The sequence below is a fragment of the Streptomyces gilvus genome (assembly GCF_022513565.1).
Lineage (GTDB): Bacteria > Actinomycetota > Actinomycetes > Streptomycetales > Streptomycetaceae > Streptomyces > Streptomyces gilvus.
This window is the reverse complement of sequence record NZ_JAKWBE010000003.1, coordinates 338,697-365,128: the sequence shown is the minus strand read 5'-3', so window position 1 is coordinate 365,128 and position 26,432 is coordinate 338,697. Positions and strand designations below refer to the sequence as shown.

Annotated in this window: 18 protein-coding genes and 1 other RNA gene; 10 read left to right on the top strand and 9 right to left on the bottom strand. The window is 72.0% G+C overall.

All coding sequences use genetic code 11. The features are described from left to right. Nucleotides 1–79: 79 nt before the first annotated feature. Nucleotides 80–4,309 (bottom strand): FHA domain-containing protein, encoded by a 4,230-nt coding sequence (locus MKW14_RS08120; RefSeq protein ID WP_240860353.1) that lies wholly within the window; start codon nucleotides 4,307–4,309, stop codon nucleotides 80–82. A 432-nt stretch (nucleotides 4,310–4,741) separates the two neighbouring features. Between MKW14_RS08120 and MKW14_RS08115 the strand changes: the two genes are divergently transcribed. The 4 genes from MKW14_RS08115 to MKW14_RS08100 all read left to right on the top strand — a co-directional run bounded on the left by MKW14_RS08115 (nucleotide 4,742) and on the right by MKW14_RS08100 (nucleotide 9,870). Next, entirely contained in the window at nucleotides 4,742–6,418 is a 1,677-nt protein-coding gene (locus tag MKW14_RS08115) for a serine/threonine-protein kinase (protein WP_240860339.1), read from the top strand. 120 nt (nucleotides 6,419–6,538) lie between these two features. Further along, entirely contained in the window at nucleotides 6,539–7,774 is a 1,236-nt protein-coding gene (locus MKW14_RS08110) for a serine/threonine-protein kinase (RefSeq protein WP_276618727.1), read from the top strand. 76 nt (nucleotides 7,775–7,850) lie between these two features. Then, complete coding sequence (gene prfB, locus MKW14_RS08105; protein WP_240860337.1) at nucleotides 7,851–8,957, top strand: peptide chain release factor 2; 1,107 nt, start codon at nucleotides 7,851–7,853, stop codon at nucleotides 8,955–8,957. 292 nt (nucleotides 8,958–9,249) lie between these two features. Continuing rightward, complete coding sequence (locus tag MKW14_RS08100; RefSeq protein WP_240860335.1) at nucleotides 9,250–9,870, top strand: hypothetical protein; 621 nt, start codon at nucleotides 9,250–9,252, stop codon at nucleotides 9,868–9,870. Between the two features lie 95 nt (nucleotides 9,871–9,965). On the opposite strand, the gene MKW14_RS08095 is transcribed toward MKW14_RS08100, so the two are convergent. Next, nucleotides 9,966–10,157 carry a hypothetical protein gene (locus tag MKW14_RS08095; protein WP_208781413.1) on the bottom strand — a complete coding sequence of 64 codons (192 nt, stop codon included), beginning with the start codon at nucleotides 10,155–10,157 and terminating at the stop codon, nucleotides 9,966–9,968. 235 nt (nucleotides 10,158–10,392) lie between these two features. Here MKW14_RS08095 and ftsE point away from each other — a divergent pair, with 235 nt between their 5' ends. From ftsE to ssrA, 5 genes are all read left to right on the top strand, one after another. Then, nucleotides 10,393–11,082 carry a cell division ATP-binding protein FtsE gene (gene ftsE, locus MKW14_RS08090; RefSeq protein ID WP_030943440.1) on the top strand — a complete coding sequence of 230 codons (690 nt, stop codon included), beginning with the start codon at nucleotides 10,393–10,395 and terminating at the stop codon, nucleotides 11,080–11,082. Between the two features lie 36 nt (nucleotides 11,083–11,118). Beyond that, nucleotides 11,119–12,036, top strand: a complete 918-nt coding sequence (ftsX, locus tag MKW14_RS08085; protein WP_240860333.1) for a permease-like cell division protein FtsX — start codon at nucleotides 11,119–11,121, stop codon at nucleotides 12,034–12,036. Between the two features lie 68 nt (nucleotides 12,037–12,104). Next, the gene (locus MKW14_RS08080) at nucleotides 12,105–13,292 is read left to right on the top strand and encodes a S41 family peptidase (RefSeq protein ID WP_240860324.1); all 1,188 of its coding nucleotides are present in this window, start codon (nucleotides 12,105–12,107) and stop codon (nucleotides 13,290–13,292) included. A gap of 104 nt (nucleotides 13,293–13,396) precedes the next feature. Beyond that, nucleotides 13,397–13,939 carry an SsrA-binding protein SmpB gene (gene smpB, locus MKW14_RS08075; RefSeq protein ID WP_240860475.1) on the top strand — a complete coding sequence of 181 codons (543 nt, stop codon included), beginning with the start codon at nucleotides 13,397–13,399 and terminating at the stop codon, nucleotides 13,937–13,939. Between the two features lie 103 nt (nucleotides 13,940–14,042). Beyond that, nucleotides 14,043–14,437: a transfer-messenger RNA gene (gene ssrA / locus MKW14_RS08070) on the top strand. Between the two features lie 55 nt (nucleotides 14,438–14,492). On the opposite strand, the gene MKW14_RS08065 is transcribed toward ssrA, so the two are convergent. The 7 genes from MKW14_RS08065 to MKW14_RS08035 form a co-directional block, all read right to left on the bottom strand. Next, nucleotides 14,493–17,402: a glycoside hydrolase family 3 protein gene (locus tag MKW14_RS08065; protein WP_240860323.1), complete on the bottom strand. Its 2,910-nt coding sequence runs from the start codon at nucleotides 17,400–17,402 to the stop codon at nucleotides 14,493–14,495. Nucleotides 17,403–17,454: 52 nt separating this feature from the next. After that, complete coding sequence (locus tag MKW14_RS08060) at nucleotides 17,455–18,462, bottom strand: LacI family DNA-binding transcriptional regulator (RefSeq protein ID WP_240860315.1); 1,008 nt, start codon at nucleotides 18,460–18,462, stop codon at nucleotides 17,455–17,457. Next, the gene (gene yicI / locus MKW14_RS08055; RefSeq protein ID WP_374116545.1) at nucleotides 18,462–20,711 is read right to left on the bottom strand and encodes an alpha-xylosidase; all 2,250 of its coding nucleotides are present in this window, start codon (nucleotides 20,709–20,711) and stop codon (nucleotides 18,462–18,464) included. The genes MKW14_RS08060 and yicI overlap by 1 nt, the downstream gene beginning before the upstream one ends. 10 nt (nucleotides 20,712–20,721) lie before the next feature. Continuing rightward, on the bottom strand, nucleotides 20,722–21,546 hold the full coding sequence (locus MKW14_RS08050) for a carbohydrate ABC transporter permease (protein ID WP_240860313.1): 825 nt from the start codon (nucleotides 21,544–21,546) through the stop codon (nucleotides 20,722–20,724). Then, nucleotides 21,543–22,502, bottom strand: coding sequence for a carbohydrate ABC transporter permease (locus MKW14_RS08045; protein ID WP_240860311.1), 960 nt, complete (start codon nucleotides 22,500–22,502; stop codon nucleotides 21,543–21,545). The genes MKW14_RS08050 and MKW14_RS08045 overlap by 4 nt, the downstream gene beginning before the upstream one ends. Next, a complete protein-coding gene (locus MKW14_RS08040) occupies nucleotides 22,499–23,794 on the bottom strand; it encodes an ABC transporter substrate-binding protein (protein WP_240860308.1) in 1,296 nt (431 codons plus the stop codon). The genes MKW14_RS08045 and MKW14_RS08040 overlap by 4 nt, the downstream gene beginning before the upstream one ends. Before the next feature lie 101 nt (nucleotides 23,795–23,895). Next, the gene (locus tag MKW14_RS08035; protein ID WP_240860306.1) at nucleotides 23,896–25,185 is read right to left on the bottom strand and encodes an MFS transporter; all 1,290 of its coding nucleotides are present in this window, start codon (nucleotides 25,183–25,185) and stop codon (nucleotides 23,896–23,898) included. Nucleotides 25,186–25,269: 84 nt separating this feature from the next. On the opposite strand from MKW14_RS08035, the gene MKW14_RS08030 reads away from it, so the two are divergent. Continuing rightward, entirely contained in the window at nucleotides 25,270–26,241 is a 972-nt protein-coding gene (locus tag MKW14_RS08030) for a LysR family transcriptional regulator (protein ID WP_240860305.1), read from the top strand. The last annotated feature ends 191 nt before the right edge of the window (nucleotides 26,242–26,432 follow it).

Here is a 26,432-nt window from a genome sequence, read left to right as displayed (position 1 = left end):
GTCAACCGGGGGATCGTGACCGCGTCGTGACCAGGGGTCAGGGGTTCGCGTGCAGGCGGGCCCGGACGGACCCGACGGGTCACAGGAGCGAGGGGACCTCCGTCGCCGAGACCTCCCGGGCCGCCCGCTCCAGCGCGCTGGCGAGGAGGGCCAGGTCCGTCGGGCCGTTGCCCAGTTCCCGTACGGGGCGACGGGTCGGGGGGTCGCCCATGCGGGGCCAGTCCAGGGGGACGACCGTCGGGCGCTGGGTCGCCGTGCGGGGGATGCGGCCCGTGACCCGGCCGCCCTGGAAGGGCAGCGCGCGCCCGTCGGACCAGGTCAGCCGGCCTCGCCCGGGAGCGGGGTCGTCCGGGCCCGACTCCGGGGCTTCGAGGGTGACGCGCAGGGTGGCCCGGCGGGCCGGCTCCGATTCCGCGGTACGGCCGCCGGGCCCGGCCGCGGCGACCAGGTGCACGCCGAGCCGCTCGCCCTCCCTGGCCACCGCCTCCAGGGCGCGTATCACCGAGCCCGCGGCGGGTCGGCCCGGGGAGCCGAGGGCGGGGGAGACCAGGGCGTCCAGGTCGTCCACGACCACGACGAGACGGGGCAGCGGCGGCGCGGCCTCCGTCTGCCGACGGGCCGCGCCGGGGCGCAGCCGCATCGTCGCGCTGGGCGGGGTGTCGAGGTCGGCCGCGCCGGTGGCGCCGGGCGCGACGCCGCGGGACGGTGTGCCGCGGGACGGTGTGCCGCGCTGGGCCACCATGCGGCCCGACAGCTCGCGGCCCGTGTGCCACTCGGCGAAGTCGGAGCGGCCGAGCAGCTCCGCGCGGCGCTTCAGCTCCGCGCTCAACGACTGGGCGAACTCCCGCATGCGGACGGGGTCGTTGGCGGTCAGATGGGTCGTCACGTGCGGGAGGTCGGTACACACCCGCAGACCGTCCCCCTGACCGTCGATCAGGACGACGCCGAGCCGGTCGGGGCGCTCGGCGGCGGCCAGCGACGCGACGACGGCCCGCAGCAGCTCGGTACGGCCGCTGGCCGCCGGGCCCTCGATCAGCAGGTGCGGTCCGTCGGCCGCGAGGTCCACCGAGACCGGGCCGCGCGGTCCGGCGCCGAGCACGGCCCAGGCCCGTCCGCCGAGCGTGTGCGGGTCGTCCGCCGCGTCGGCCCAGCGCGCCATGAGGGACGCCGGGGTGGCCCTCGCCAGTCCCAACTCGTCCAGCAGCCGCGCCGACTGGGGCAACGGCACGGACACGCGCGTGTCCCGCTCGACCCCGGAACCGTCCGGCCGCAACGGCGCCAGGGCCCGCGCGAACCGCTCGGCCCACGCGAGCGAGACCGCGTCCACGGCGGCGACGGTGCCGGGGGATATGGGGCCGGTGTGGGAGGGGCGGACGGGGGTCGGTTCGGGGGAGTGAGGCGCGGGGGTGGGGGAGGTGCGGGGGTTGCCGGTGGCGGGGGGCGCGGTGGTGCCTGTGCCGGCGGCGGCTGAGGTGGCGCTGCCCGTGCTGCGGCTCTGGGCCGCCGTGTCGGCCCCGGGAGCGGGGGCTGCGGAGCCGGCGCCCGGGCCGGTGGCCGAGATGTCGGGTCCTGTGGGTGAGCCGGTGGCCGAGGTTCCGGCCCTCGTGCCTGGGCCGGTGGCTGAGGTTCCGGAGCCCGCGCCTGAGGCGGCCGTGGCGTCGGCGGTGATGAGGCGGTCTGCGGAGGGCGTCGAGCCGGCGCGTGCTCCCGCGGCCGTGGCCGCCTCGCCCGTCCCCGTCCCCGTTCCCCTCCCGGCCCCCGTCGCCGCCGCGCTCCTGGCCACCCGCATCAGCCGCAGTGCCGTGGCCACGTCGCCGCTGAGCAGGGCCACCGCTCCGCACTCACGGAACGTCGGGGCGACGGCGCAGGCCGCCTCGTACGTGTCGGTGACCGGCGACGCGGGTGACGCGGGTGCCGTCTCCGCGAGACAGACGACGTGGATACCGGCCTCGGGGCCGCGCAGGGCGAGCCGTGCCACCGCCTCGCGCACCGTGGCGCCCCCGGGGTCGCCGTCCACCACGACCACGGTGTACGGCCCGGCGAAGGCGTCGCCGTCCTCGTCGTCGGTACGTGCCCAGGAGGGCCGGTGGACGGGTGCCTGCCGGGACGGACGCAGCGGGGCGTGACTCCCGTCCGCGAGCTGGTCGTCCAGCCGGCGCAGGAGTTCGTCGGTGCGGGCCGTGGCCTGTTCGCGGTCGTACGCGAGCAGAAGACGGCAGTCCTGGCCGTGGCCGGGGCGGAGATGGGGGAGCCAGCCCACCCAGGACCACTCGGCGGTGCGTTCCTCCAGGGGGCGGGCGCGGTCCGCGCTGATCAGGACGATCTCCAGGGTCTGCGGGGAGTGCAGCGCGGCCAGCTGGGCCACCACCGCGCGGGCCAGCCCCGCAAGGCGGGTGCGGGGGCCGGCCAGGCCCAGGGCGCCGACCTCGCGCAGATCCGCCGTCACCGGTACGGCGGGCAGCAGTCCGGAGCCGTCGGGCGCGGCCCGGTCCGCCGTGCCGAGCCGCACGGTGAGCGCCTCGGGGTGGGCGGGGCCGCGCTCCCACAGCCGGGGTCCCGGCCCGAGCGCCGTCAGCAGCACGGCCGCCGGGTCCGGCCAGGTCTCCGGAGCCTGGGGGCCGACGGCGACCGGGGCGGGCCCGTCGGGGGTGACGGGGCGCGCGCTGTCGTCGTCGTACGCCTGCTCGGGCACCGCCTGCTCTGCACGGCTCCCGGCCAGCCGCCGGGCCCACGCCGACAGCCCCCCGCGCTTGCGCACCCCCTGCGGGATGTCGGTGCCCCGGAGGGGAGTGCCCTTGCGGCGGGCGGTCGGGGGGGTGCCGTCGGCTCGGGGGGCACCCTCGGGGCGGCCCGCGCGCAGGGGCTCCGCGCCGGGGTCCGTGGCCAGGCGCGCCTCGCCGACGCCGGCACGGGGGCCGGTGCGGGACGGGTCATCGGCATCGCCGTGCGGGCGGGCGGTGCGGGAGAGGTCATCGACGCCGCCACGCGAGCGCGCGCGGGGCGAGTCCTCGGCGCCGCCGCCTCGGCGCGTGCCGGACGGTTCGTCACCTCCGCCTCGCGGGCGCCTACCCGACGGTTCCTCGCTTCCGCCCAGCGGGCGCATGCCGGTCGGTTCGCCGACGCCACCGCGCGTGCCGGTGCCTGACGGCTCGTCGGCACCGCCACCGCTCCGTGGGCGCGTGCCGGACGTTCCAGCGTCACCCGCCGGGCCGTGCACCCCGGCACCCGCGTCCCACGCAGCCGCCCCGAACCGCCCCGCGTGCGTGTCGCCGGTGTCGTACTGCCGCCCCGCCCGGCCGTCGTCCGCCCCGAACTGCCCAGCGTGGCTGTCGTCGACCCTGTGCTCTCCCGCCTGCGTTTCCCCTGTGCCGTACTGCCCCGCGTGGCTCGCCCCCGAGCCCGCGCCCGTCGTCTCGATCCCCGGCGCCCCGCCCTGCCCCGGCACCACGGGTTCACCGGTCCCCGCGCGCACCCCGCGCGACGGAGTGGCCGTGCCGCCCCCGTCCGCCACGCGTGCGTGCGGTACCGCCGGCGCCCCCCCTACGCCGCCCGCGCCATCGCCCTGTGCCACACCACCCAAGTCCACCGCGGCGCCCCCGCCCCGCCCCGTGCCGTACCCCGCCCGTCCCGTGCCGTCCGCCTCGCCCCCGGAGGGAACCCGTACGCACCCCTCGCCGTCCGGTGTCGTGGCCACCCGGGCGCCCGGTCCGCCCGCCGGTGCCAGGCGCAGGGCCGACTCGCCGATCCTGAGCAGCGCGCCCGGGGTGAAGGGCACCGGGCGTGTGGTCACCCGGCCGCCGTTCAGGGTCGTGCCGTTGGTGGAGCCGAGGTCGGCGACCGAGACGCGGCCGTCGGCGGTCACCGTCACGGCGCAGTGGACGCGGGAGACGTCCGGGTCGTCGAGGGGGACGTCGGCGTCGGCGGAGCGGCCGATGCGGATCTCGCCGCCGTGCAGCAGATGGACACCGCCCGCGTCCGGGCCCGCGACCACGTGCAGCTGGGTCGGGGCCTCGTCCAGCTCGGGGTGCGGCTCGGGCTCGGCGGGCGCGCCCAGCGCCAGCACCGCGCCGTCGATCAGCGGGGGCTCGCCCAGCGTGCAGCGCCGGTCGTCGAGGCGCTCCCCGTCGGCGTACAGCACGACGGAGCCGCCCGCGGCGGCGTCCCCGGAGACCGCCGAGGCCAGCGCGGAGGCGACCGCCGCCAGGGCGGTGCCGGCCGGTGCGGTGACCAGCACGTCGCAGCTCGCGGCGCGGCCCCGCGCCCGGTCGGGCGGGCCCAGCGGGTCCACGACGGTCAGCCGGATCTGCATCGCCGTCAGCGATCCCTTCTGCGCGGGCGCGGCGCGGACGCGGACTCGGGGAGACCCATCGGACGCTCCCACCCCCCACCCCAACACGAGCCCCACCCCACACGAGCACGTCGGCCAGTACACAGGGCATCCTCGCACCTGCCACTGACAACACGCCCATGCCCCGGTCCCAAGTGATCTTGATTGGTCAGCTCTGCCCCCAAAAGTGCCTGACCAGTGATGCGCGGGTGATCAGTTGAGATCGGTCACGTCCGGCCCGCGGCAACCGGCCGACCGGGTCGAGCGTCTTTCCTTCGAACGGGGACGGGAACCGGTACGTAAGTGGCACCGGAAGCGACGACGGAAGAGGCACGGAAAGCGGACAGGATGCCGCCCGGCGCGGCGGCACTACAGTGGGTCGGAACAGCAGGCGAGCGACAGGGAGCGCATGACGTGCGGCCGGTAGGCAGCAAGTACCTCCTGGAGGAGCCGCTCGGACGCGGCGCCACCGGGACCGTCTGGCGAGCCCGCCAGCGGGAGACCGCGGGGGCCGAGGCCGCCGTGGCCGGCCAGCCCGGCGAGACGGTCGCGATCAAGGTCCTCAAGGAGGAACTGGCGAGCGACCCGGACATCGTGATGCGGTTCCTCCGCGAGCGCTCCGTCCTGCTGCGGCTGACCCACCCCAACATCGTCCGGGTGCGCGACCTGGTGGTCGAGGGCGATCTGCTGGCCCTCGTCATGGACCTCGTCGACGGCCCCGACCTGCACCGCTACCTGCGCGAGAGCGGCCCCTTCAGCCCCGTCGGCGCCGCCCTGCTCACCGCCCAGATCGCCGACGCGCTCGCCGCCAGCCACGCCGACGGCGTCGTCCACCGCGACCTGAAGCCCGCCAACGTGCTGCTCGCGCAGAACGGCGGCCAGATGCACCCGATGCTCACCGACTTCGGCATCGCGCGCCTGGCCGACTCCCCGGGGCTGACCCGCACCCACGAGTTCGTCGGCACGCCCGCGTACGTCGCGCCGGAGTCCGCCGAGGGCCGCCCGCAGACCTCCGCGGTGGACATCTACGGCGCCGGGATCCTGCTGTACGAGCTGGTCACCGGCCGTCCCCCGTTCTCCGGCCAGACGGCGCTCGAGGTCCTGCACCAGCACCTGAGCGCCGAGCCCCGCCGCCCCTCCACCGTCCCGGACCCGCTGTGGACGGTCATCGAGCGCTGTCTGCGCAAGAACCCGGACGAACGGCCCGGCGCCGAGAACCTCGCCCGGGCCCTGCGCGTGGTCGCCGAGGGCATCGGCGTGCACGCGAACTCCGCGCAGATCGCCGCCGCCGAGGGCGTGGGCGCCCTGCTCGCCCCCGACCCGCAGCCCGCCGCCGTCGCCGGCTCCGCCGACCCCACCCAGGTCCTGCCGCACGGCGCGGGCGCCTACGACCCGAACGCCGCGACCAACGTCCTGCCGACCACCGGACGCCCCGGCTCCGTCGGCGCCGCGGACCCCACCGCCGTACTCCCGAACACCGGGGCCGCGGACCCGACCGCCGTCATGCCGCCCATGCCCCCGGGGCAGCCGGGACAGCAGCCCGAGCAGCCGCACCCCTGGCAGACCCAGCTGCGCGCCGCCCGCGACCGCAACGAGCAGACGCAGGTGCAGTACCTCGACCCGAACGAGGACCCGCTGCGCCGCCGCCCCCAGCGCCAGGTCGCCCGCCCGCAGCAGCCGCCGCCGCGCCCCCAGCAGCAGCGCCCGCCGCAGCGCGCCCCGCGCGGGCAGCAGGGGTACGGCCACCCGCAGCAGCAACAGCCCCAGCAGTACGCGCCGCCGCAGCACCAGCAGCCGCAGCGGTACGCGCCCGCGCCCGAGCCGCAGCGGCCGGTCCGCGAGCCCCGGCAGCCGCGTCAGCCCAGCCCCAACCGGATGAAGATCCCCGGGCTCGGCTGCCTCAAGGGCTGTCTGTTCATGGTCGTCATCCTGTTCGTCGCGGGCTGGCTGGTCTGGGAGCTGACCCCGCTGCAGGACTGGATCGGCACGGGCCGGGGCTACTTCTCGGAGCTCAAGCACTGGTACGACAACGTCAGCGGCTGGATCGGCGATCTGGGCGGTTCGTCCGGAAGCGGTGGCAGCGGCAACTGATCGACCCGACCGCTGGTTTGGGGATTTGTCGACACCTGGCGGGTGATTTCCGTCTCCACGGTGAAGGTCGGCCCCTCGGACGCGTAGCTTTGGCGACAACACGCGTCAGTAGGAGCAGTCTTGGGACGGAAGATCGGCAGCCGGTACACCGCGAACCAGATCCTGGGGCGGGGCAGCGCCGGCACGGTGTGGCTGGGCGAGGGGCCGGAGGGGCCCGTCGCCATCAAGCTGCTGCGCGAGGATCTCGCGTCCGACCAGGAACTCGTCGGCCGCTTCGTACAGGAGCGCACGGCGCTGCTGGGCCTGGAGCATCCGAACGTCGTCTCCGTCCGTGACCTCGTCGTCGACGGCAACGACCTGGCGCTGGTCATGGACCTGGTGCGCGGCACCGACCTGCGCACCCGCCTCGACCGTGACCGGCGGCTCGCGCCGGAGGCGGCGGTGGCGATCGTCGCGGACGTGGCCGACGGGCTCGCCGCCGCCCACGCGGCCGGGGTCGTGCACCGGGACGTCAAGCCCGAGAACATCCTCCTGGACATGCGGGGCCCGCTCGGCCCCGGCGGCGCGCACCCGGCGTTGCTGACGGACTTCGGCGTCGCCAAGCTGATCGACTCGCCGCGCCGCACCCGGGCCACGAAGATCATCGGTACGCCGGACTACCTGGCGCCGGAGATCGTGGAGGGGCTGCCGCCGCGGGCCGCGGTGGACATCTACGCCCTCGCGACCGTGCTGTACGAGCTGCTGGCGGGCTTCACACCGTTCGGGGGTGGCCATCCGGGCGCCGTGCTCCGGCGGCACGTGACGGAGACGGTGGCGCCGCTGCCCGGCATCCCCGACGAGCTGTGGCAGCTCCTCGTCCAGTGCCTGGCCAAGGCCCCCGCCTCCCGGCTGCGCGCCTCCGAGCTGGGCGTACGGCTGCGGGAGCTGCTGCCCCTGGTCGCGGGGATGCCGCCGCTGGACGTGGACGAGCCGGACGTGGAGCCGGCGGAGGAGGCCGAGGAGGCGCAGACCGTGCCGGCAGGGGAGCCGGTGCGGCGGCGGGGCGCGGTGCCGCTGGTGCCGGGCGCGAAGCCGGCGGACTCCAACCGGGACACCCACACGTCGATGCGGGTGCCGGCGCCGGACGAGCTGGCGGGCGGTGCGCGGGGCACGGCGCGGGTGCCGCGGGCCGCGGGGGCGCCCCGGCCGGGGTCGGCGCGGCACCGGGCCGTGACCCGGCGCCGCCGGCTGGTGCTGGCGGCGGCGGCGGTGGTGCTGGCCGCGGCGGCCGGGGTCGGCACCTGGCTCGCGACGTCGGGTGACGACGCGGGCGCGTCACCGCAGGACACGAGGCATTCGGCGCCCGCTTCCCCCTGACCCCGCGAAAGCGCAGGTCACCGGTCGGGCCCGCGGCACGGCGAAGGTCGGTTGCCACAGCCGTTAGGCTGGAGGCGTGGCAGTCGTCGATGTATCCGAAGAGCTCAAGTCCCTCTCCTCGACCATGGAGTCGATCGAGGCCGTTCTGGACCTCGACAAGCTGAGGGCAGACATCGCCGTGCTCGAGGAGCAGGCGGCCGCGCCGTCCCTGTGGGACAACCCGGACGAGGCGCAGAAGATCACCAGCAAGCTGTCCCACCTCCAGGCCGAGGTCAGGAAGGCGGACGCGCTGCGCGGCCGGATCGACGATCTCGCCGTGCTGTTCGAGATGGCCGAGGAGGAGGACGACCCGGACACCCGCGCCGAGGCCGAGTCCGAGCTCGCCGCCGTCAAGAAGGCGCTGGACGAGATGGAGGTCCGCACGCTTCTGAGCGGCGAGTACGACTCCCGTGAGGCGCTCGTCAACATCCGCGCCGAGGCCGGCGGCGTCGACGCCGCCGACTTCGCCGAGAAGCTGCAGCGGATGTACCTGCGCTGGGCGGAGCAGAAAGGCTACAAGACCGAGCTGATCGAGACCTCGTACGCGGAAGAGGCCGGCATCAAGTCGACCACCTTCGCCGTGCAGGTGCCGTACGCCTACGGGACCCTCTCCGTCGAGCAGGGCACACACCGGCTGGTGCGCATCTCGCCCTTCGACAACCAGGGGCGCCGCCAGACCTCCTTCGCGGGCGTGGAGGTGCTGCCCGTCGTCGAGCAGTCCGACCACGTCGAGATCGACGAGAGCGAACTGCGGATCGACGTGTACCGCTCCTCCGGCCCCGGCGGCCAGGGCGTGAACACCACCGACTCCGCGGTGCGCATCACGCACCTCCCGACCGGCATCGTCGTCTCCTGCCAGAACGAGCGGTCGCAGATCCAGAACAAGGCCACCGCGATGAACGTCCTGCAGGCCAAGCTGCTCGAGCGGCGCCGGCAGGAGGAGCAGGCCAAGATGGACGCCCTCAAGGGCGACGGCGGCAACTCCTGGGGCAATCAGATGCGGTCCTACGTGCTGCACCCGTACCAGATGGTCAAGGACCTGCGCACGGAGTACGAGGTCGGCAACCCGGAGGCCGTTTTCAACGGTGAGATCGACGGGTTCCTCGAGGCCGGAATTCGCTGGCGCAAGCAGCAGGAGAAGTAACTCCCCCAATTGCTTTGTCGACACGACAACTGCCGTCCACCGGGCGGCAGTTGTCGTTTGCCTGGGTTTTACATCACACTCACAGGTTCCAACTCCCAGTAAAAGACGTGCAACTGGACATTGCGCGCGCAACGGCCTTGACGTTGCCTTGAAAAATGGGAAGGGTTGAGCGTGGCATGCGTATCTCTGGGGCGCATGTGAACCGGGGGAACGCGCAAGCCTGCCACCCCCCGTCGATCACGGCCCCCGAGCGCCGCCTCGACGACGATGAGCTACTGGGGGTAGCAACCTTATGACCAAGAAGACGCGGATCCGCGCCGCGCGGATAGCCGCCGGTGTCGTGATCGCGGCCGGAGCGTCGCTGACCGCCGCGGGTGCCGCTTCCGCGCTGGACCTCACCGCGAGCGTGGACAGCAGCGGTGTCGCCGTGAACGTCAACACCGGCACGGGCGACGACACTCCGGCCCCGCCGACCACCGAGCCGCCGACCACCACCGCGCCCACCGAGCTGCCGCCGGACCCCACGACGCCGGCCCCGCCGACCACCGAGGCTCCGACCGACCCGACCGAGCCCACCGGGGACCCGACGGATCCCAGTGACCCCGTGACGTCGACGCCCACCGACGGCAGCGGCACCGGCAACAACGGCGGTGGCAACAACGGCGGCGGCAACAGCAACACCGACCCCGACGGCGGCTCCGGCACCTCCGCCCAGGAGGAGGGCTCCTCCGCCCTCACCGACACCGGTTCGGCCACCTCGTCCAACACCTCGGCGCAGGGCGCGCAGCTCGCCGAGACCGGTGCCGGCCAGACCGCGTTCCTGGTGGTCGGCGCGGCCACGATGATCGTCGGCGGCATCGGCTTCCGTGTGCTGCCCCGCCTGATGGGCGGCCGCGGCGGAGCCGCTGCCTGACGGTAGCCGTACGCGCACGGACCGTGTGCGCGCTGCATGACGAAGGGCCCGGAGCGTCACTCACGCTCCGGGCCCTGTCGGTCTCGGGGACCGCCCTAGGCGGTCTGGTGCGCCAGCAGCGCCACGGCGGCGATCAGCGCCGCGACCAGCGCGATCAGCGCCACGGGGTTCAGTCCCGCCAAGAAGTTCTCCTGCTGCAGCCGCTCGCGGTTCGCGCGGCACACGGGGCACCGGCCCTCGCTCACGGGCGCCGCGCAGTTCGCGCACACCAGCCGGTCGTACGTCATGCGCTCGCCCTCCTAGCCCAACGGTTCCACGATGAGAACGTCCGTCGGTCCCAGAACGTTCCCTTCTCTACTGTGCCAGGTTCACCCGACCGGTGCGCGGGGGTCGCCCCCCGGGGGCAGTCCGGGGGCCGGCACAAAGCGCACAACCCCGGCGTAACCCGTCCTGTGCCTGCGGTCGCCCACCCGGGTCGCGTATGGTCACGCTCATCTACCCCCGGCTACCCGTGGTGCATCCGTGATCCGATTCGACAACGTCTCCAAGGTCTACCCCAAGCAGACCCGCCCCGCACTCAGGGATGTGTCCCTGGAAGTGGAGAAGGGCGAGTTCGTGTTCCTCGTGGGGTCCTCCGGCTCCGGAAAGTCCACCTTCCTGCGGCTGATCCTCCGCGAGGAGCGGTGCAGCCACGGCCAGGTGCACGTCCTGGGCAAGGACCTCGCGCGCCTCTCCAACTGGAAGGTGCCGCAGATGCGCCGCCAGCTGGGGACGGTGTTCCAGGACTTCCGGCTCCTGCCGAACAAGACGGTGGCGGAGAACGTCGCCTTCGCGCAGGAGGTCATCGGGAAGTCGAAGGGCGAGATCCGCAAGTCCGTGCCCCAGGTGCTCGACCTCGTCGGGCTCGGCGGCAAGGAGGACCGGATGCCCGGCGAGCTCTCCGGTGGTGAGCAGCAGCGCGTGGCCATCGCGCGCGCCTTCGTCAACCGCCCCAAGCTGCTCATCGCCGACGAGCCCACCGGCAACCTCGACCCGCAGACCTCCGTCGGCATCATGAAGCTGCTGGACCGGATCAACCGGACCGGTACGACCGTCGTGATGGCCACGCACGACCAGAACATCGTGGACCAGATGCGCAAGCGCGTCATCGAGCTGGAGAAGGGCCGCCTCGTCCGCGACCAGGCACGCGGCGTCTACGGCTACCAGCACTGACCGCGACCGTCCCCGGAAAGGCCCGAAGAAGACGCCATGCGCGCCCAGTTCGTACTGTCGGAGATCGGTGTGGGTCTCCGCCGCAACCTGACGATGACGTTCGCCGTCATCGTCTCCGTCGCCCTGTCGCTCGCCCTGTTCGGCGGGTCGCTCCTGATGAGCGACCAGGTCACCACGATGAAGGGCTACTGGTACGACAAGGTCAACGTCTCGATCTTCCTCTGCAACAAGTCCGACGCCGAGTCCGACCCCAACTGCGCCAAGGGCGCGGTCACGGACGACCAGAAGAAGTCGATCCTCGCCGACCTGCAGAAGATGGACGTCGTCCAGAAGGTCACCTACGAGTCGCAGGACGCGGCGTACAAGCACTACAAGCAGCAGTTCGGCGACTCCCCGCTGGCCAGCTCGCTCACGCCGGACCAGATGCAGGAGTCGTACCGCATCAAGCTGAAGGACCCGCAGAAGTACCAGGTCATCGCCTCCGCCTTCAACGGGCGTGACGGTGTGCAGTCGGTGCAGGACCAGAAGGGCATCCTGGACAACCTCTTCGGGCTGCTCAACGGCATGAACTGGGCCGCGCGGGCGGTGATGGCGCTGATGCTGGTGGTCGCGCTGATGCTGATCGTCAACACCGTGCGCGTCTCCGCGTTCAGCCGTCGGCGTGAGACGGGCATCATGCGGCTGGTCGGCGCCTCCGGGTTCTACATCCAGGCGCCGTTCATCGCGGAGGCCGCGGTCGCCGGCCTGATCGGCGGGACGGTCGCCTGCGGGTTCCTGGTGATCGCGCGGTACTTCATCATCGACCACGGCCTGGACCTGTCCCACAAGCTGAACCTGATCAACTTCATCGGCTGGGACGCCGTCCTGACCAAGCTGCCGCTCATCCTCGCGACCAGCCTGCTGATGCCCGCGCTGGCCGCGTTCTTCGCGCTGCGCAAGTACCTGAAGGTGTGACACATGCCAAGAGGGCCGTACGGGCAACAGCCCCTGCGGCCCTCTTGCGTTGTCCTAGACTCACCGGCATGTCAGGCCGCGACCTGTTCTGCCAGCCCCGCCGCATCCGCCGCGGGGCCGCCCTGACATTGGTCTTCGCGAGCGTGCTGGTGGCCGGCGCGGCGACCGGCTCGTTCCCCGAACTCGACCCGGCCGACCGGAACTCGGCGTCCGACGCGGCCCGCACCGCCCTGGCCGCCGGCCGTCACGAGGACGTGGCCAGGGCCGCCCAGGAGGCCCTCGCGGACGGCAAGTCCCCCATGGAGGCCGCCGAGCGGGCCGTCAGCCGCAGCGGGGACCGCTGGGGCGCCGTCTACTCCCAGGGCGAGTACCAGGAGTTCGAGGAGGCACTCGACGGCCGGTACACCGGGGTCGGCCTGTGGGCCCGGCGGGAGCGGGACGGCCGGATCGAGGTGACCAGGGTGGCCCCCGGATCGCCCGCGGCGGCCGCCGGCATCCGCGACGGCGACCGGCTGCGCAGCGTCGACGGCCGGCAGGTCGACGGGCAGCCGGTGACGGAGGTCGTCTCCCTGCTGCGCGGCGACGCCACGGACGCCGCCGCCGGCAGCGAGGTGCGGCTCGGCCTGCAGCGCGGCACGCACGCGTGGAGCGAGACGCTGCGCCGGGCCCGGCTGTCCACGGACTCGGTCACCGTCCGGGAACTCGCCGGCGGGATCACCGTCATCAAGATCTCCGCGTTCACCAAGGGCGTCGGCGAGGACGTCCGCGACGCGGTCCGCCGCGCCCCGGCCGGCGCCGGCATCATCCTGGACCTGCGCGGCAACTCCGGCGGCCTGGTCACCGAGGCCGTCACCACCGCCTCCGCCTTCCTCGACGGGGGACTCGTCGCCACCTACGACGTCGACGGCGAGCAGCAGGCCCTGCACGCCGACCCCGGCGGCGACACCACCAGACCCCTGGTCGCGCTCGTCGACGGCGGCACGATGAGCGCGGCCGAAATGCTCACGGGAGCCCTGCAGGACCGCGGGCGCGCGGTCGTCGTGGGCTCGCGCACCTTCGGCAAGGGCTCGGTGCAGATGCCGAGCCGGCTGCCCGGCGGGTCCGTCGCCGAACTGACCGTCGGGCACTACCGCACCCCCTCCGGCCGCAGTGTCGACGGCCGGGGCATCACCCCGGACCTCGAGGTCGACCAGGCCGACGGCCCCACCGCCGTCCAGCGGGCCGAGACGGTGCTGAGCGGACTGGGCGACGACTGAGGGCACCCGCCCGTGACCGGTCCGGGCTCACCAGGACCTCCGGATAAGGACTGGCCCTCCCACCCCCGTGTAGTGCGAAAATGGACGGCACTATGAGCAAGGGAATGTACGTACCCAAGGAGTCCCAGCCCAAGCAGGGCGGGGCGGCCGCCAAGGCCAAGGACGGCGAGAAGGGCGGCAAGCGCAAGATCGTCGCGCAGAACAAGAAGGCCCGGCACGACTACGCGATCATCGACACCTACGAGGCCGGGCTCGTCCTGACCGGCACCGAGGTCAAGTCGCTGCGCCAGGGCCGCGCCTCGCTGGTGGACGGCTTCGTCCAGGTCGACGGGGGCGAGGCATGGCTGCACAACGCCCACATCCCCGAGTACGCCCAGGGCACCTGGACCAACCACTCCGCGCGCCGCAAGCGCAAGCTGCTGCTGCACCGCGAGGAGATCGACAAGCTGGCGGTCAAGGCGGACGAGACGGGTCACACGATCGTGCCCCTCGCCCTGTACTTCAAGGACGGCCGGGCGAAGGCGGAGATCGCGCTCGCGCGAGGCAAGAAGGAGTACGACAAGCGCCAGACGTTGCGCGAGCAGCAGGACCGCCGGGAGTCGGACCGCGCGATCGCGGCGGCCAAGCGCAGGCAGCGGGGCGCCTGACGCCGCCCGCCCCGGCGGGAATACGGTGGCACCGGGCCGCGTTGGTCACGTACGATGGCACCAACACCGGCTGAACCCGGTGTGAGCATTGAAAACAACACATGGGGATGATCGGTTTCGACAGCGGCTGTCGAAGCAGGGGAAGCGTGTCGAGGAAGCGGCCATGATCTCGTAAACCACAGGCCGAAACAAATAATCGCCAATTCCAAGAGCGATTCTCCCGAGCTCTTCGCTCTCGCTGCCTGATCAGGTAGTGATCGAATAGCTCCTTAAGGGGAGTGTCAGCCCGGGGGTGTTCCCGACCCGGATCCTGGCATCAGCTAGGGGACTAAACCTTGATCCCGGTCACGGGGTGAAGAGGGAAACCAAACAGTGACTGGGCCCGTCGGCGACTTGTTCGCGTGATCGCCGGGGCCGAGAAAATCACAGCGAACTGCACACGGAGAAGCCCTGATTCCGCACCGTTGGACGCGGGTTCGATTCCCGCCATCTCCACTCGTCCCATGTGGACCAAGGCCCCGGCGCCGCAGAGCGCCGGGGCCTTCGTCATGCGTCAGGACAGGTCGAAGGTCGACAGGCGTACGCCCTTCGACAGCACCAGATACACGTCGGTACGGCCCTTCGCCGCCGTCGACACCTTCGCCGTCACCGTGGTGTAGTCGTACGGCGACGACGTGCCCGCGAAGCGGGCGGTGCCGGCGAGGGGACCGGTGGGGGAGCCCAGCCGGACCTCGACCGTCCCGGCCGAGCCGGCGACGCGTGCGGTGAACCCGCCCGCACCCTTGCCCCCTCGCGTGTCCGCGAACTTCAGCCAGGCGCCGTCGGCGGTCGCGGCCACCGCCGTACCGCTCGCCCTGGACTCGTCGACGAGCGAGATCCCCGAGTAGTCGTCGAAGTTCTCGGCGCGGGTCGTCCGGGACAGGTCCCGGGGCGGGATGGTCTCGCCGTGCACCGCCCAGGACGTGCGCGCGCGGACGTCGGAGGACGAGGAGCCGACCAGGACGTCGTAAGTGCCGCTCTCCACCACCCACTTGGAGCGGGTGACGTCCCAGTGCGCGAGGTCCGACGGCGCCACCGTCAGCTTCACCGTCCGGGTCTCGCCCGGCTTCAGCGTGACCCGCGCGAAGGCCTTGAGCTGCTTCAGCGGCTGCTGGTCACGGGAGACGCGCTGGTGGACGTACAGCTGGGCGGTCTCCGTGCCCGTCCGGCTGCCCGTGTTGGTGATCGCCACCTGGTAACCGCCGTCCACGCGCTTCAGGCCGCCGTAGCGGAAGTCCGTGTACGACAGGCCGTAGCCGAAGGGGTAGAGGGGGCTGCCCTTGAAGTACTGGTAGGTGCGGTCGGACTTGATGATGTCGTAGTCGAGGATGGAGGGGAGGTCGGACTCGGACCGGTACCAGGTCTGGGTCAGACGGCCCGACGGGTTGGCGTCGCCGTAGAGGAGGTCGGCCAGCGCGTTGCCCGTCTCCTGGCCCGCGTGGGTGGTCCACAGGAGCGCGGGGACCTCCTTCTGGAGGCTGCCGAGGGTGGTCGGGTAGCTGTTCTCGACGATCACGACCGTGTGCGGGTTGGCCCGGTGCACCGCCCTGACCAGGGCTTCCTGTGCGGGCGCCAGGCCCATGTCGGTGCGGTCGTGGGCCTCGCGGCCGTTGATCGACGGGTCGGAGCCGACCACGACCACCGCGGTGTCCCTGCCCTTCACGGCGGCGACGGCCTCGTCCACACCGCTGCGGACGACGTCCTTGGTGTAGTGGGCGGCCTGGTCCTTCGCCACCAGGCCCAGCGTGCCGTCCGCGCCTGTCGGGCCGAGGTAGACCGGGTTGGTCCACCAGGACTCCTGGGTCTCGTAGCCGGCGTAGCGCAGGAGGTACGTGCCGTCGTCCTGCCGCTCCAGCTTGAACTGCTGCTGCACGAACCAGCCGCCAGGCTGCGTCTGGTCGTTGACGAAGTTCGACCAGTTGTAGCCGACGTACCTGCCGTTGGCGGCCGAGCGCAGGGTGACGATCCCCGAGCCCCAGTCGAAGACGTCGAACTGGGAGGCCGCGCCGGACGCGTCCGTCTCCTTCAGGGCCGCGCCCGCGTCCCCCGTGCCCGCGGTCACGTACTTCCCGGTCGCCGTGTCCTTCAGCGCGATCCGGTCCACGCCCTCGCTGCTCGCGACGGACGTGCCGAGCTTGGCCGCGATGCCGTCCTTCGGGGTGACGGCGTAGGGCAGCGTGCCCGAGTACCAGTCCGTGTAGAGGGTGTCGGCGAGCGGGCCGACCACGGCCACGTCCTTCGCGGACCTGCTGAGCGGCAGCGCGCCCTTCTGGTTCTTCAGCAGCACCGCGGCCTCGGTCGCCGCCTTGCGGGCCAGCGCGCGGTGGGCCGGGCTGTCGATGACGGACGCGTCGATGGAGCCGTACCTGCCGCCGCCCGGGTCGAACTCGCCGAGCCGCACCCGGACGCTCAGCACGTCACCGGCGGCCTTGTCGACGTCCGACTCCTTCAACAGGCCGGACGACAGGGCCGACTTGATCGCGGTCGTCGTCGGCCCGGAGTCGGTGTCGTTGTCGGTGAAACTGTCGATGCCCGCCTTCAGGGCGGCCGCGTCGGCCTCCGTCTGGGTGCCGTAGTACTTCTGGCTGCCGACCAGGTTGCCGGGCGCGTAGGCGTCGGTCACGTTGAGCAGCCGCTGCGAGGTCCAGGTGCGGACGGTGTCGTCGAGGGCCGGGTTCACCGTGTTCGGGCGGCCGTTGACGAGGTTGTAGGAGGACATCACGCCCGTCGCCGCGTCCGCCTCGATCGCCGGCTTGAAGGCCTGCTCGTCGTACTCCTTCAGCACGCGCGGGCGCAGCTCGGAGGAGGTGGTGTCGCGGTGGACCTCGTTGTTGTTGGCGAGGAAGTGCTTGATGGTCGGGGCCGTCTTGAGGTGGTCGGGGTCCCCGCCGGTCAGGCCCGTGCCGTACGCCGTCGAGATCGCGCCGGTGAGGTACGGGTCCTCGGAGTAGCCCTCCTCGTTGCGGCCCCAGCGCGGGTCGCGCAGCAGGTTGACCACGGGCGCCCAGAGGTTCAGCCCCCAGCCGGCCGGGCGGGTCTGCTGGAAGCCGCGTGCCTCGTCGCCGACCGCCGAGCCGATCTGCCGGATCAGGGCCGGGTCCCAGGTGGACGCCAGCCCGACCGCCTGCGGGAACACGGTCGCCTTGCCGAGCCAGGCCACCCCGTGCAGGGCCTCGGTGCCGGTGCGGAAGGACTGGATGCCGAGGCGGGGGATGGCCGGCTCGTACTGGTGGAGGAGGGAGATCTTCTCGTCGAGCGTGAGGCGGGAGAGCAGGTCGTCGACGCGTTTGGAGACCGGGAGGTCCGGATCGCGGAAGGGGTGGGCGGTGTCGTCGGCGTGGGCGGGGACGGTGGCGCCCAGGCCCGCGACGAGGGCGAGGGCGACCAGGACGGTCGTTCTGGGTCTGCTTCTGTTGCCTTTCATGTCACGGCTCCTTCGCGTAGGGCCTTGCACAAGGGCGTTGACCGGGCGGGGATCAGGCGTCGCGCGGTGCCGTGCTCGCCCGCTCCGTCATCCGGGGCGGCAGCAGCGTCGCCTCGGGTACGGCACTTCCGCCCAGCTTCTTCATCAGCAGCTGCACGGCCCGTTCGCCCACCTCGGCGGAGGGCAGGGCGACGGAGGTGACGGGGACGCGGACGGACTCGGCGAGTTCGTCGGGGCAGATCGCGGTGACCGAGAGGTCGCCGGGGACCCGGAGCCCGAGCTGCTCGAAGGCGTCGATCAGCGGCTCCAGGATCGGCTCGTTGTGGACGACGACCCCCGTCAACGCGGGCTGCTCGCGCAGCAGTTGCTCGGCGACCAGCCGGGCCCCGGCGGGCGTGGCCTCGCAGGGGTGGACGGAGGAGGACAGGCCGCTGCGGTCGGCGGCCGCGGTGAAGCCCTGGACGACCCGCTGGGCGAACGCGGTCTGCCGGACGTATACCTCCGGCGGCGACCCCACCAGCGCCACCACCCGGTGGCCCAGCCGCGCCAGATGCTCCACGCACGCCTCGCCGGCCGCCTTGAAGTCGAGGTCGATGCAGGTCAGCCCGTCCGCGTCGGACGGGAACCCGATCATCACCGACGGCCGCTCCAGTGAGCGCAGCAACGGCAGCCGGGGATCGTGCAGTTGGACGTCCATCACGATCAGCGCGTCCACCAGCGCCGTGTCCGCCACCCGGCGCAGCCCGTCCTCGCCCTCCTCCTGGGTGAGCAGCAGCACGTCGTGGTCGTAGCGGCGGGCGGTGGTCACCACGGACACCGCGAACTGCATGACGACCGGGACGTGGATGCCGGCCCGTAAGGGCACGACGAGTGCCAGGACGTTGGAGCGACTGCTGGCCAGGGCGCGGGCGCCCGCGTGCGGGCGGTAGCCCAGCTCGCGGATGGCCGCCTCGACCCGCTGCCGGGTCTCCTCGGAGATGGGCCGCTTGCCGCTGAGCGCGTAGGAGACGGTGCTGGGGGAGACCCCGGCGTGCCGTGCCACATCGGTGATCTTCACCATCAGCCCAGCTCCAGGGAGAGAAAGCCGGTCCCCGCCTTGGCCGCCGCCGTCCGCTCCCCGGCGGCCAGGCTCCACGGCGCCACCGGATCACCGCACGAGGCCCGCAGGGTGTCCCCTTCGCGGACGACGGTGAAGCTGACCTCGCCGACCGCCACCGTCACCTGCGCGCCCCGCTCCAGGCCGAACGCCCGCAGGGTGACCCCGTCGGCGTGGTCGTAGTCGGGCCGGTCGCTCACCGCCCCCACCGGGATCACCGCCCCCGGCCGGACCAGCAGCGGCACGCTCAGGAACCCGTGCCGCTCGCGCACCCAGCGCGGCCCGGTCACCGTCCGGCCGCTCAGGAAGTGGGTCCAGGTACCCTCGGGCACGTAGTAGCTCACGTCCCCCTCGTCGCTGAACACCGGCGCCACCAGCAGGTCCGGGCCGAGCATGTACTGCCGCTCCAGATGCGCGCACCCGGGATCGCCCGGGAACTCCAGCACCATCGCCCGCATCACCGGCACCCCCTCTGCGTGCGCGGTGCGCGCGGCCTCGTAGAGGTACGGCATCAGGCTCAGCTTCAGCCGGGTGAACTCCCGCAGCACGTCCACGGACTCCTCGTCGAAGAGCCACGGGACCCGGTAGGAGGAGCTGCCGTGCAGCCGGCTGTGCGAGGACAGCAGGCCGAACGCCAGCCAGCGCTTGAACAGTTCGGGCGTCGGCGTGCCCTCGAAGCCGCCGATGTCATGGCTCCAGTACCCGAAGCCCGAGAGCCCCAGCGACAGCCCGCCGCGCAGCGACTCCGCCATCGACTCGTACGTCGCCTCGCAGTCGCCGCCCCAGTGCACCGGGAACTTCTGGCTGCCGGCGGTCGCCGAGCGGCCGAAGACCACCGCCTCGCCCTCGCCGCGGTGCTTGCGCAGCACGTCGAAGACGGTGCGGTTGTAGAGGTACGTGTAGTAGTTGTGCATCCGCTCCGGGTCCGAGCCGTCGGACCAGGCCACGTCGAGCGGGACCCGTTCGCCGAAGTCGGTCTTGAAGCAGTCGACGCCCTGCGCGAGCAGCGCCTCCAGCTTCGCCGCGTACCAGTCGCGGGCGGCCGGACTGGTGAAGTCGACCAGCGCCATGCCCGGCTGCCACATGTCCCACTGCCAGACGCTTCCGTCCGGCCGCTTCAGCAGGTGTCCGAGCGCCTTGCCCTCCGCGAACAGCGGGGAGCGCTGGGCGATGTAGGGGTTGATCCACACGCTGATGTGCAGTCCCCGGTCCTTGAGCCGGGTCAGCATGCCCTCGGGATCGGGGAAGACCCGCGGGTCCCACTGGAAGTCGCACCAGTTGAACTCGCGCATCCAGAAACAGTCGAAGTGGAAGACCGACAGGGGCAGTTCACGCTCCCGCATGCCCTCGATGAACGAGGTCACCGTCTCCTCGTCGTAGGAGGTCGTGAACGACGTCGACAGCCACAGACCGAAGGACCAGGCGGGCGGGAGTGCCGGACGCCCGGTGAGGGCCGTGTACTTGCGCAGGATCTCCTTCGGGCTCGGCCCGTAGACGACGTAGTACGTCAGCTCCTGCGTCTCCGCGCTGAACTGGACCCGGGACACCGCCTCCGAGCCGACCTCGAAGCTGACCTTCCCGGGATGGTCGACGAAGACGCCGTAGCCCGCGTCCGTCAGATAGAACGGGACGTTCTTGTAGGCCTGTTCGGTCGCCGTGCCGCCGTCCGCGTTCCAGATGTCGACGACCTGGCCGTTCTTCACCAGCGGGCCGAACCGCTCACCGAGGCCGTACACGCTCGTCCCCACACCCAGGTTGAGCTGCTCGCGCAGATAGTGCGCGCCCGAGGCGTCCCGCATGATGCCGATGCCCTTGGGGCCGCTGGAGGTCAGCGTGCGGCCCTGGGCGAGGAAGTCGACGTGCCAGGTGCCGGTGCGGGCCACCCGGACCGACAGCGCGCCGGAGGTCAGCGTCGCGTGCTCCTCGTCGTAGGAGACCTGCGGGCTGAACTCCGCGCCCTGCAGCTCGAACTCGGGGCCGCGCGGCTGCTCGCCCTCGAAGTGGGTGAAGGTGACGCCGATGACGTCCGGCATCGGCGTGTGCGCGCTGATCGTCACGACCGGTCCCTTCAGCAGGTCGCCGCGGTGGCGGATGGGCTGCGTCGGCGCGTGGATCTCCAGCGAATCGTCGGTGGCGGTGACGTCGAGGACCTCGACGGGGTGAGCCGCGGTGACGCCCTCGCGCAGCAGCCAGTAACCATCGGTGAACTTCACGTGGGGGTCCTTACTTGACGGCACCCACGGCGATGCCGCGGGTGAGGGTCCGCTGGAAGACGAGGAAGAACACGATCGCGGGAAGGACGCCGAGCAGGGCGGCCGCGTTGGTCATCGTGGCGTCCATCAGGCGCTGGCCCTGGAGGACGCCGAGCGCCACCGACACCGTCTGGTTGTCGTTGGAGATCAGCATGACCAGGGGGAGCAGGAACTCGTTCCAGGTCCAGATGAAGAAGAAGACCAGCAGCACGCCGATCGTCGGCCGGCTGACCGGGACGACGATCCGCCACAGCACCTGCCACTTGTTGGCGCCGTCGATCCGGGCCGCCTCGATGATCTCGCGCGGGAACTGGCCCAGGACGGAGGAGAGCAGGTATGTGCCGAAGGCGGCCTGGATCACCGTGAAGACGATGATCACGCTCAGCCTGGTGTCGTACAGGCCCACCTGCTTGCTCAGGTAGTAGAGCGGGTAGACCAGCGCCTCCTGCGGCAGCATGTTGGCCAGCACGAAGAAGGCAAGGACCCAGGTGCGTCCCCTGATCCGGCCGATGCCGATCGCGTACGCGTTGAGGACGGACAGGACGGCGGCCAGGACGGCCACCGAGCCGCTGATCAGGACCGAGTTGAACAGCTTCTGCCCGTAGTCGACGCGCTGCCAGAAGTCCTTGAGGCCGTCCAGGTAGAGGCCCTGGGGCAGGCTCAGCGGGCCGTGCTCGGAGTACTCGGCCGGGGACTTGACCGCGTTGACGGCGACGATCAGGAACGGGACGACCATGAAGAGGGCCGCGATGCACAGGGCGATCAGCACCGGGTAGCGGCGCAGGGCGGTGGTCATGCGCGGTTCCCCTCCTCGCTGCGGGTCTGGAGTCTGAGCAGGATCAGGGAGAGGGCCAGGATGATCACGGTGAGGACCGTGGAGATCGCGGCACCGTAGCCGACCTGCGTCTTCTCGAAGAACGTGGTGAAGGAGAAGTAGGACGGCACGTCCGTGGCCCCGCCCGGCCCGCCCTTGGTCAGCACGTACACCGCGCCGAACACCTTGAGCGCGGCGATCGTGCACCAGGTCAGGACGACGTAGATCTCGGGCCGGATCTGCGGCAGCGTGATGTGCCAGAACCGCCGCCACCAGCCGGCCCCGTCCAGCTCGGCCGCCTCGTACAACTGCGGGTCCACGCGCTGGAGTCCGGCCATGAAGACCACCAGCGGGAAGCCGATCTGCACCCACACCATCACGCCCATGACGCTGTAGAGCGCGATGTCGGGGTCGCCGAGCCAGTCCTGCTGCCAGGAGCCCAGCCCCACGGCCTTCAGCAGCTCGTTGAGGGAGCCGTTGTCCGGCGCGAGGATCCAGCTCCACACGATGCCGGCGACCGCGATCGGCAGCACCTGCGGGAGGTAGAAGCAGGCCCGCAGCACCGCGGCCCACTTCGACCCGAAGTGCTTGCCGATGTAGTCGAACAGGGCGGCCGCCAGGACCAGACCGAGCACCGTCGGTACGGCGGCCATGGCGACGACCATGAACAGGCTGTGCCGGAAGGACGCCCAGAACTCCGAATCGTCCAGCAGCTCACGGTAGTTGGCGAGGCCGGTCCACTTCGGGCTGCCGATGCCCTGCCACTCGGTGAAGCTCACGCCCGTGTTCATCAGGAACGGGACGATGATGATCGCCGTGAAGGCGAGGACACCGGGCAGCAGGAACAGGGCGTAGGAGTCGCGGGTACGGGGGCGGCGCGGGCCGGTGTGCGGATCCTTGCCGACGGCCCGCGCACCCCGTTCGACGGTGACCGTCATTGCTGCGGCACGCCCTTGTCGTACGCCTGCTGGAGGTCGGAGAGGTAGGCGTCCGGTTTCTCGTTGCCGGTGATCAGCTTCTGGGTCTCGGAGACGAGGGTGTCGTAGAAGCCGTTGACCGGCCAGTCCGGGTAGAAGGCGAGGCCGTCACGCTTGCTCACCGTGTTGAAGTTGTCGATGAGCTGCTTCGACTTGGGGTCCGTGATGGCGCTTGCGTCGGCGGCGACCGGGATGCCGCCCTTGTTGCCGAGCAGGTTCTGGATCTTCTTCGACATGGTGATGTCGATGAAGTCGTAGGCCAGGTCCTTGTTCTTGGCGTTCTTCGGGACCACCCAGAGGTTCCCGCCCGAGCCCAGGGTCAGGTTCGAGCCCGGCCACAGGGTGGTGTCCCAGTCGAACTTGGCCTCCGACTGGAAGCGGCCGTACCACCAGCTGCCGGAGAACAGGATCGGCGCCTTGCCCTGGATCCAGGAGACGCCCGCGTCCTCGGCCTTGGTGCTGGTCGACTTCTTGCTGATGTAGCCCTTCTTCACCCAGTCGGCGAAGGTGGTCGCGCCGTACGTCCAGGCCGCGTCGTGGAAGTCCGTCCTGCCCTTGTACAGCTCGTACTTGTCGACCCAGGAGCGGTCGGCCTTGGACAGGGCGAGCTGGTAGAGGTACTGCTGGGCCATGTACTCGGCACCGGAGTTGGCGAGCGGGGTGACGCCCTTCTTCACGAAGGCGTCCATGGCGGCCGTGAGTTCGTCGAACGTCTTGGGCTCGGCGATCGAGTACTTCTTGAACAGGTCCTTGTTGTAGTAGACCATCGTGTACTCGGCGTAGTTGGGCACGCCGTACCACTTGCCGGAGCCCATGACGCCGTTGCTGTCGTACTTGCTGGTCGTGGCCACGCCCGGGCTGAGCAGCTTGTCCCAGCCGCGCTTGGTGACCTCCGCCGACAGGTCCGTCAGCAGCCCCTGTTTCGACAGCTGGCCCGCGGTCGCGTTGCCCTTGTTGTACTCCATGAGGTCGGGCGCGTCCGAGGAGTTGAGGATCATGGGCGCGGTCTTCTGGATCTGTTCGAAGCCCTTCTCCTCGAACTTCACCTTCACGCCCGGGTGTTTGGCCTCGAACTCCTTGATCGCCTCGTTCCAGGCCACGCCCATCGCGCTGTCGGGGCCCTCGTAGTGCCAGAGCTTGAGCGTCTTGGCGTCGGAGGAGCCGCTGTCCGAGCCGCCGCAGGCGGTCAGCAGCAGCGCCCCGCTGAGGAGCGCGGCCGCGACCGCCGTCACACGCCTTCGTGCCGTCAACATCCCGTGCCTCCGCAGGAGTCGGATGGGTAGTCGTCGAATCGTTTCGATGCCAGGCGTCGAAGCGCTTCGACGGAGGACGGTAGGTGCGGGCTGTGAGCGCGTCAACGCATCTGACGTGAATCGCTGTTCGGAGTACGTGCGGCGAGGGAGAGCAACAGCGCGAGCGCGGCCGCCGTCACCGGTGCTCCGTAGGCGCCCGTCGCGGACAGGTGGTCCACCAGCCAGCCGCCGGTCGCCGAGCCGCAGGCGATCCCGCCGAGCAGTCCGGTCACCGCGAGGGTCATGCCCTCGTTGAGCCGGCCCTCGGGGGTGCGCCGCTGGACCAGCGTCATGGTGGTGACCATCGTCGGGGCGGTCGCCATGCCGGCGATCAGGAGCGCGCCCGCGAGGAGGACGAGCGAGCCGGTGAGCCAGGCGGCGAGCAGCGGCAGGGTCAGCAGGGCCGTCATCGCGGCGACGCACCACGTCAGACGCCGGCCGGTGGGCCCGGCCGGCCCGAGCGCCCCGAACAGCAGCCCCGCCGCGCACGATCCGGCCGCCTGCAGCCCGAGGGCCACGCCCGCCGCCGACCGGTGCCCCTGCGCGTCCGCGAACGCGATCGTGACGACCTCCATCGAGCCGAACACCGCGCCCGTCGCGAGACAGACGGCCAGCAGCGGGGGCATCCCGGGGGCCCGCAGGGGCGACCCGGAGGGGGTGCGGCGACGCACGGGCGGCTCGGTCGAGCGCTGCGCGGCGAACAGCAGGATGCCGGTCAGCAGCAGCACCGCCCCGGTCAGCGTGCCCGCCTCCGGGAAGAACGTCCCGCACAGGAAGGCCGCCAGCACCGGGCCCAGCATGTAGCACAGCTCGTCCGCGGCCTGTTCGAAGGAGTTCGCGGTGTGCAGGGCCCGCTCGTCGTCGCCCAGCAGATGGGCCCAGCGGGCGCGGGACATGCCGCCGGTGTTCGGGGTCGTCGCGGTGGCGGCGTAGGCGGCGAAGAGGGTCCAGGCGGGGGCGTCGTAGTGCACGCACAGCAGCAGCGCGAGCAAGCCGAGGACGGCGACCGCCGTGGCCGGTACGGCGACCCGGGCCTGCCCGTGCCGGTCCACGAGCCGGGCGATCCAGGGGGCGACCAGCCCGGTCGCCGCGAGCCCGGTCGCGGTGACGGCCCCGGCGAGGGCGTACGAGCCGCGCGCCCCGGCGATCATCATCACCGCGCTCAGACTGAACATGCCGCTCGGGAGCCGGGCCAGCAGGTTCCCGAGGGTGAAGGCGCGGGCGCCGGGAACGGCGAAGAGACGGCGGTAGGGGCCGGGCGGCCGCTCCCGCCCACGCGGGCCGAAGTCGACGGCGACGAGGGTGTCGGCGGTGACGGTGAACAGCGGTTCTGTCCTGGTCGGTCGGGGCATGTCCCTCACGGTCGCCCCGGAGTGATCGCCCGGTCCAACACCTGCTTCTCCTTGATCCACGCACTCCCGTTGTAAATTCGCCGGATGCCCGCACCCCGCCACCTCGACCCCCGTCTCCTGCGCGCCTTCGTCGCCGTCGCCGAGGAGCTGCACTTCACCCGGGCCGCCGCCCGGCTCTACGTCGCCCAGCAGGCGCTCAGCCGGGATGTGCGGCGGCTGGAGCGGGAGCTCGGGACCGAGCTGTTCGTGCGCAGCACCCGGCAGGTGACGCCCACGCCCGACGGCGAGCGGCTGCTGCCGTACGCACGCCGGGTGCTCGAGGCGCAGGACGAGCTGCTCGGCGCCTTCGGACAGACCCGTCCGCTGCTGGTCGACCTCAACTCGCCCGGCCTGGTCACCGGCCGCCGGGTGTTGCACCGGGCGCGTGAACTCGCCCCCGAGCACGAGCTGATGGCCCGGTACGAGAGCGGTCTGACCGGCGCGGCCCACGAGCTGCTCGCCGGGCGGCTGGACGCGTCCTTCGGTCGGTTCGCGGGCCTGGACCCGGCCCTGCGGGGCGGCCTGGAGCACCTGCTCGTGCGGTACGAGCCGATGGCCGTCGTCCTGCCCGAGGACCACCGGCTGGCCCCGCTGCAGGCGGTGCCGCTGGCCGAGCTGGCCGGCGAGACCGTGTACGCGGGCGCCGGAAACCCCCGCACCCCGGAGTGGACGGACCTCGCGCGCCGGCTGTTCGACGGACGGGGGATAGCCGTCGCCCCGCCGGCGCCGCTGGCCGTCGGCGACGAGGAGTTCGAGCGGATCATGGCCAAGATGCGCAACCCGATCCTCGCCGTGGTGGACTTTCCGGCCATGCCGAGGACCGTGCTGCGGCCCTTGATCGACCCGGTGCCTTTGTCGCCGGTGTCACTTGTGTGGCGGAAGGGCCTGGTGCACCCGGGATTCGACGCGCTTCGGCGGGCCGCGCTGGAGTTGTCGGCCGCCGAGGGGTGGCTGCGGCGGCCGGTCGATGGATGGATTCCGGCCATGGATCTGGACCTGGCGCGGACCCACAACTGACACACGGCGCACACGGATCCTTCTTCTGCGCTACATTCGTGGACCGAGCACGTAGTGGTAAGGGGGGCGCAAGATCCCGGTGGGGGCCGGGTTCTGCGGCGAGTGCTCGGTGTCGTGTGCGCGCCCGGAACAGTTTCGTGGGGGATGTGCGTGCGCGTGAAAAAGTGGCGGGAAGACGCCCAACCGGAATG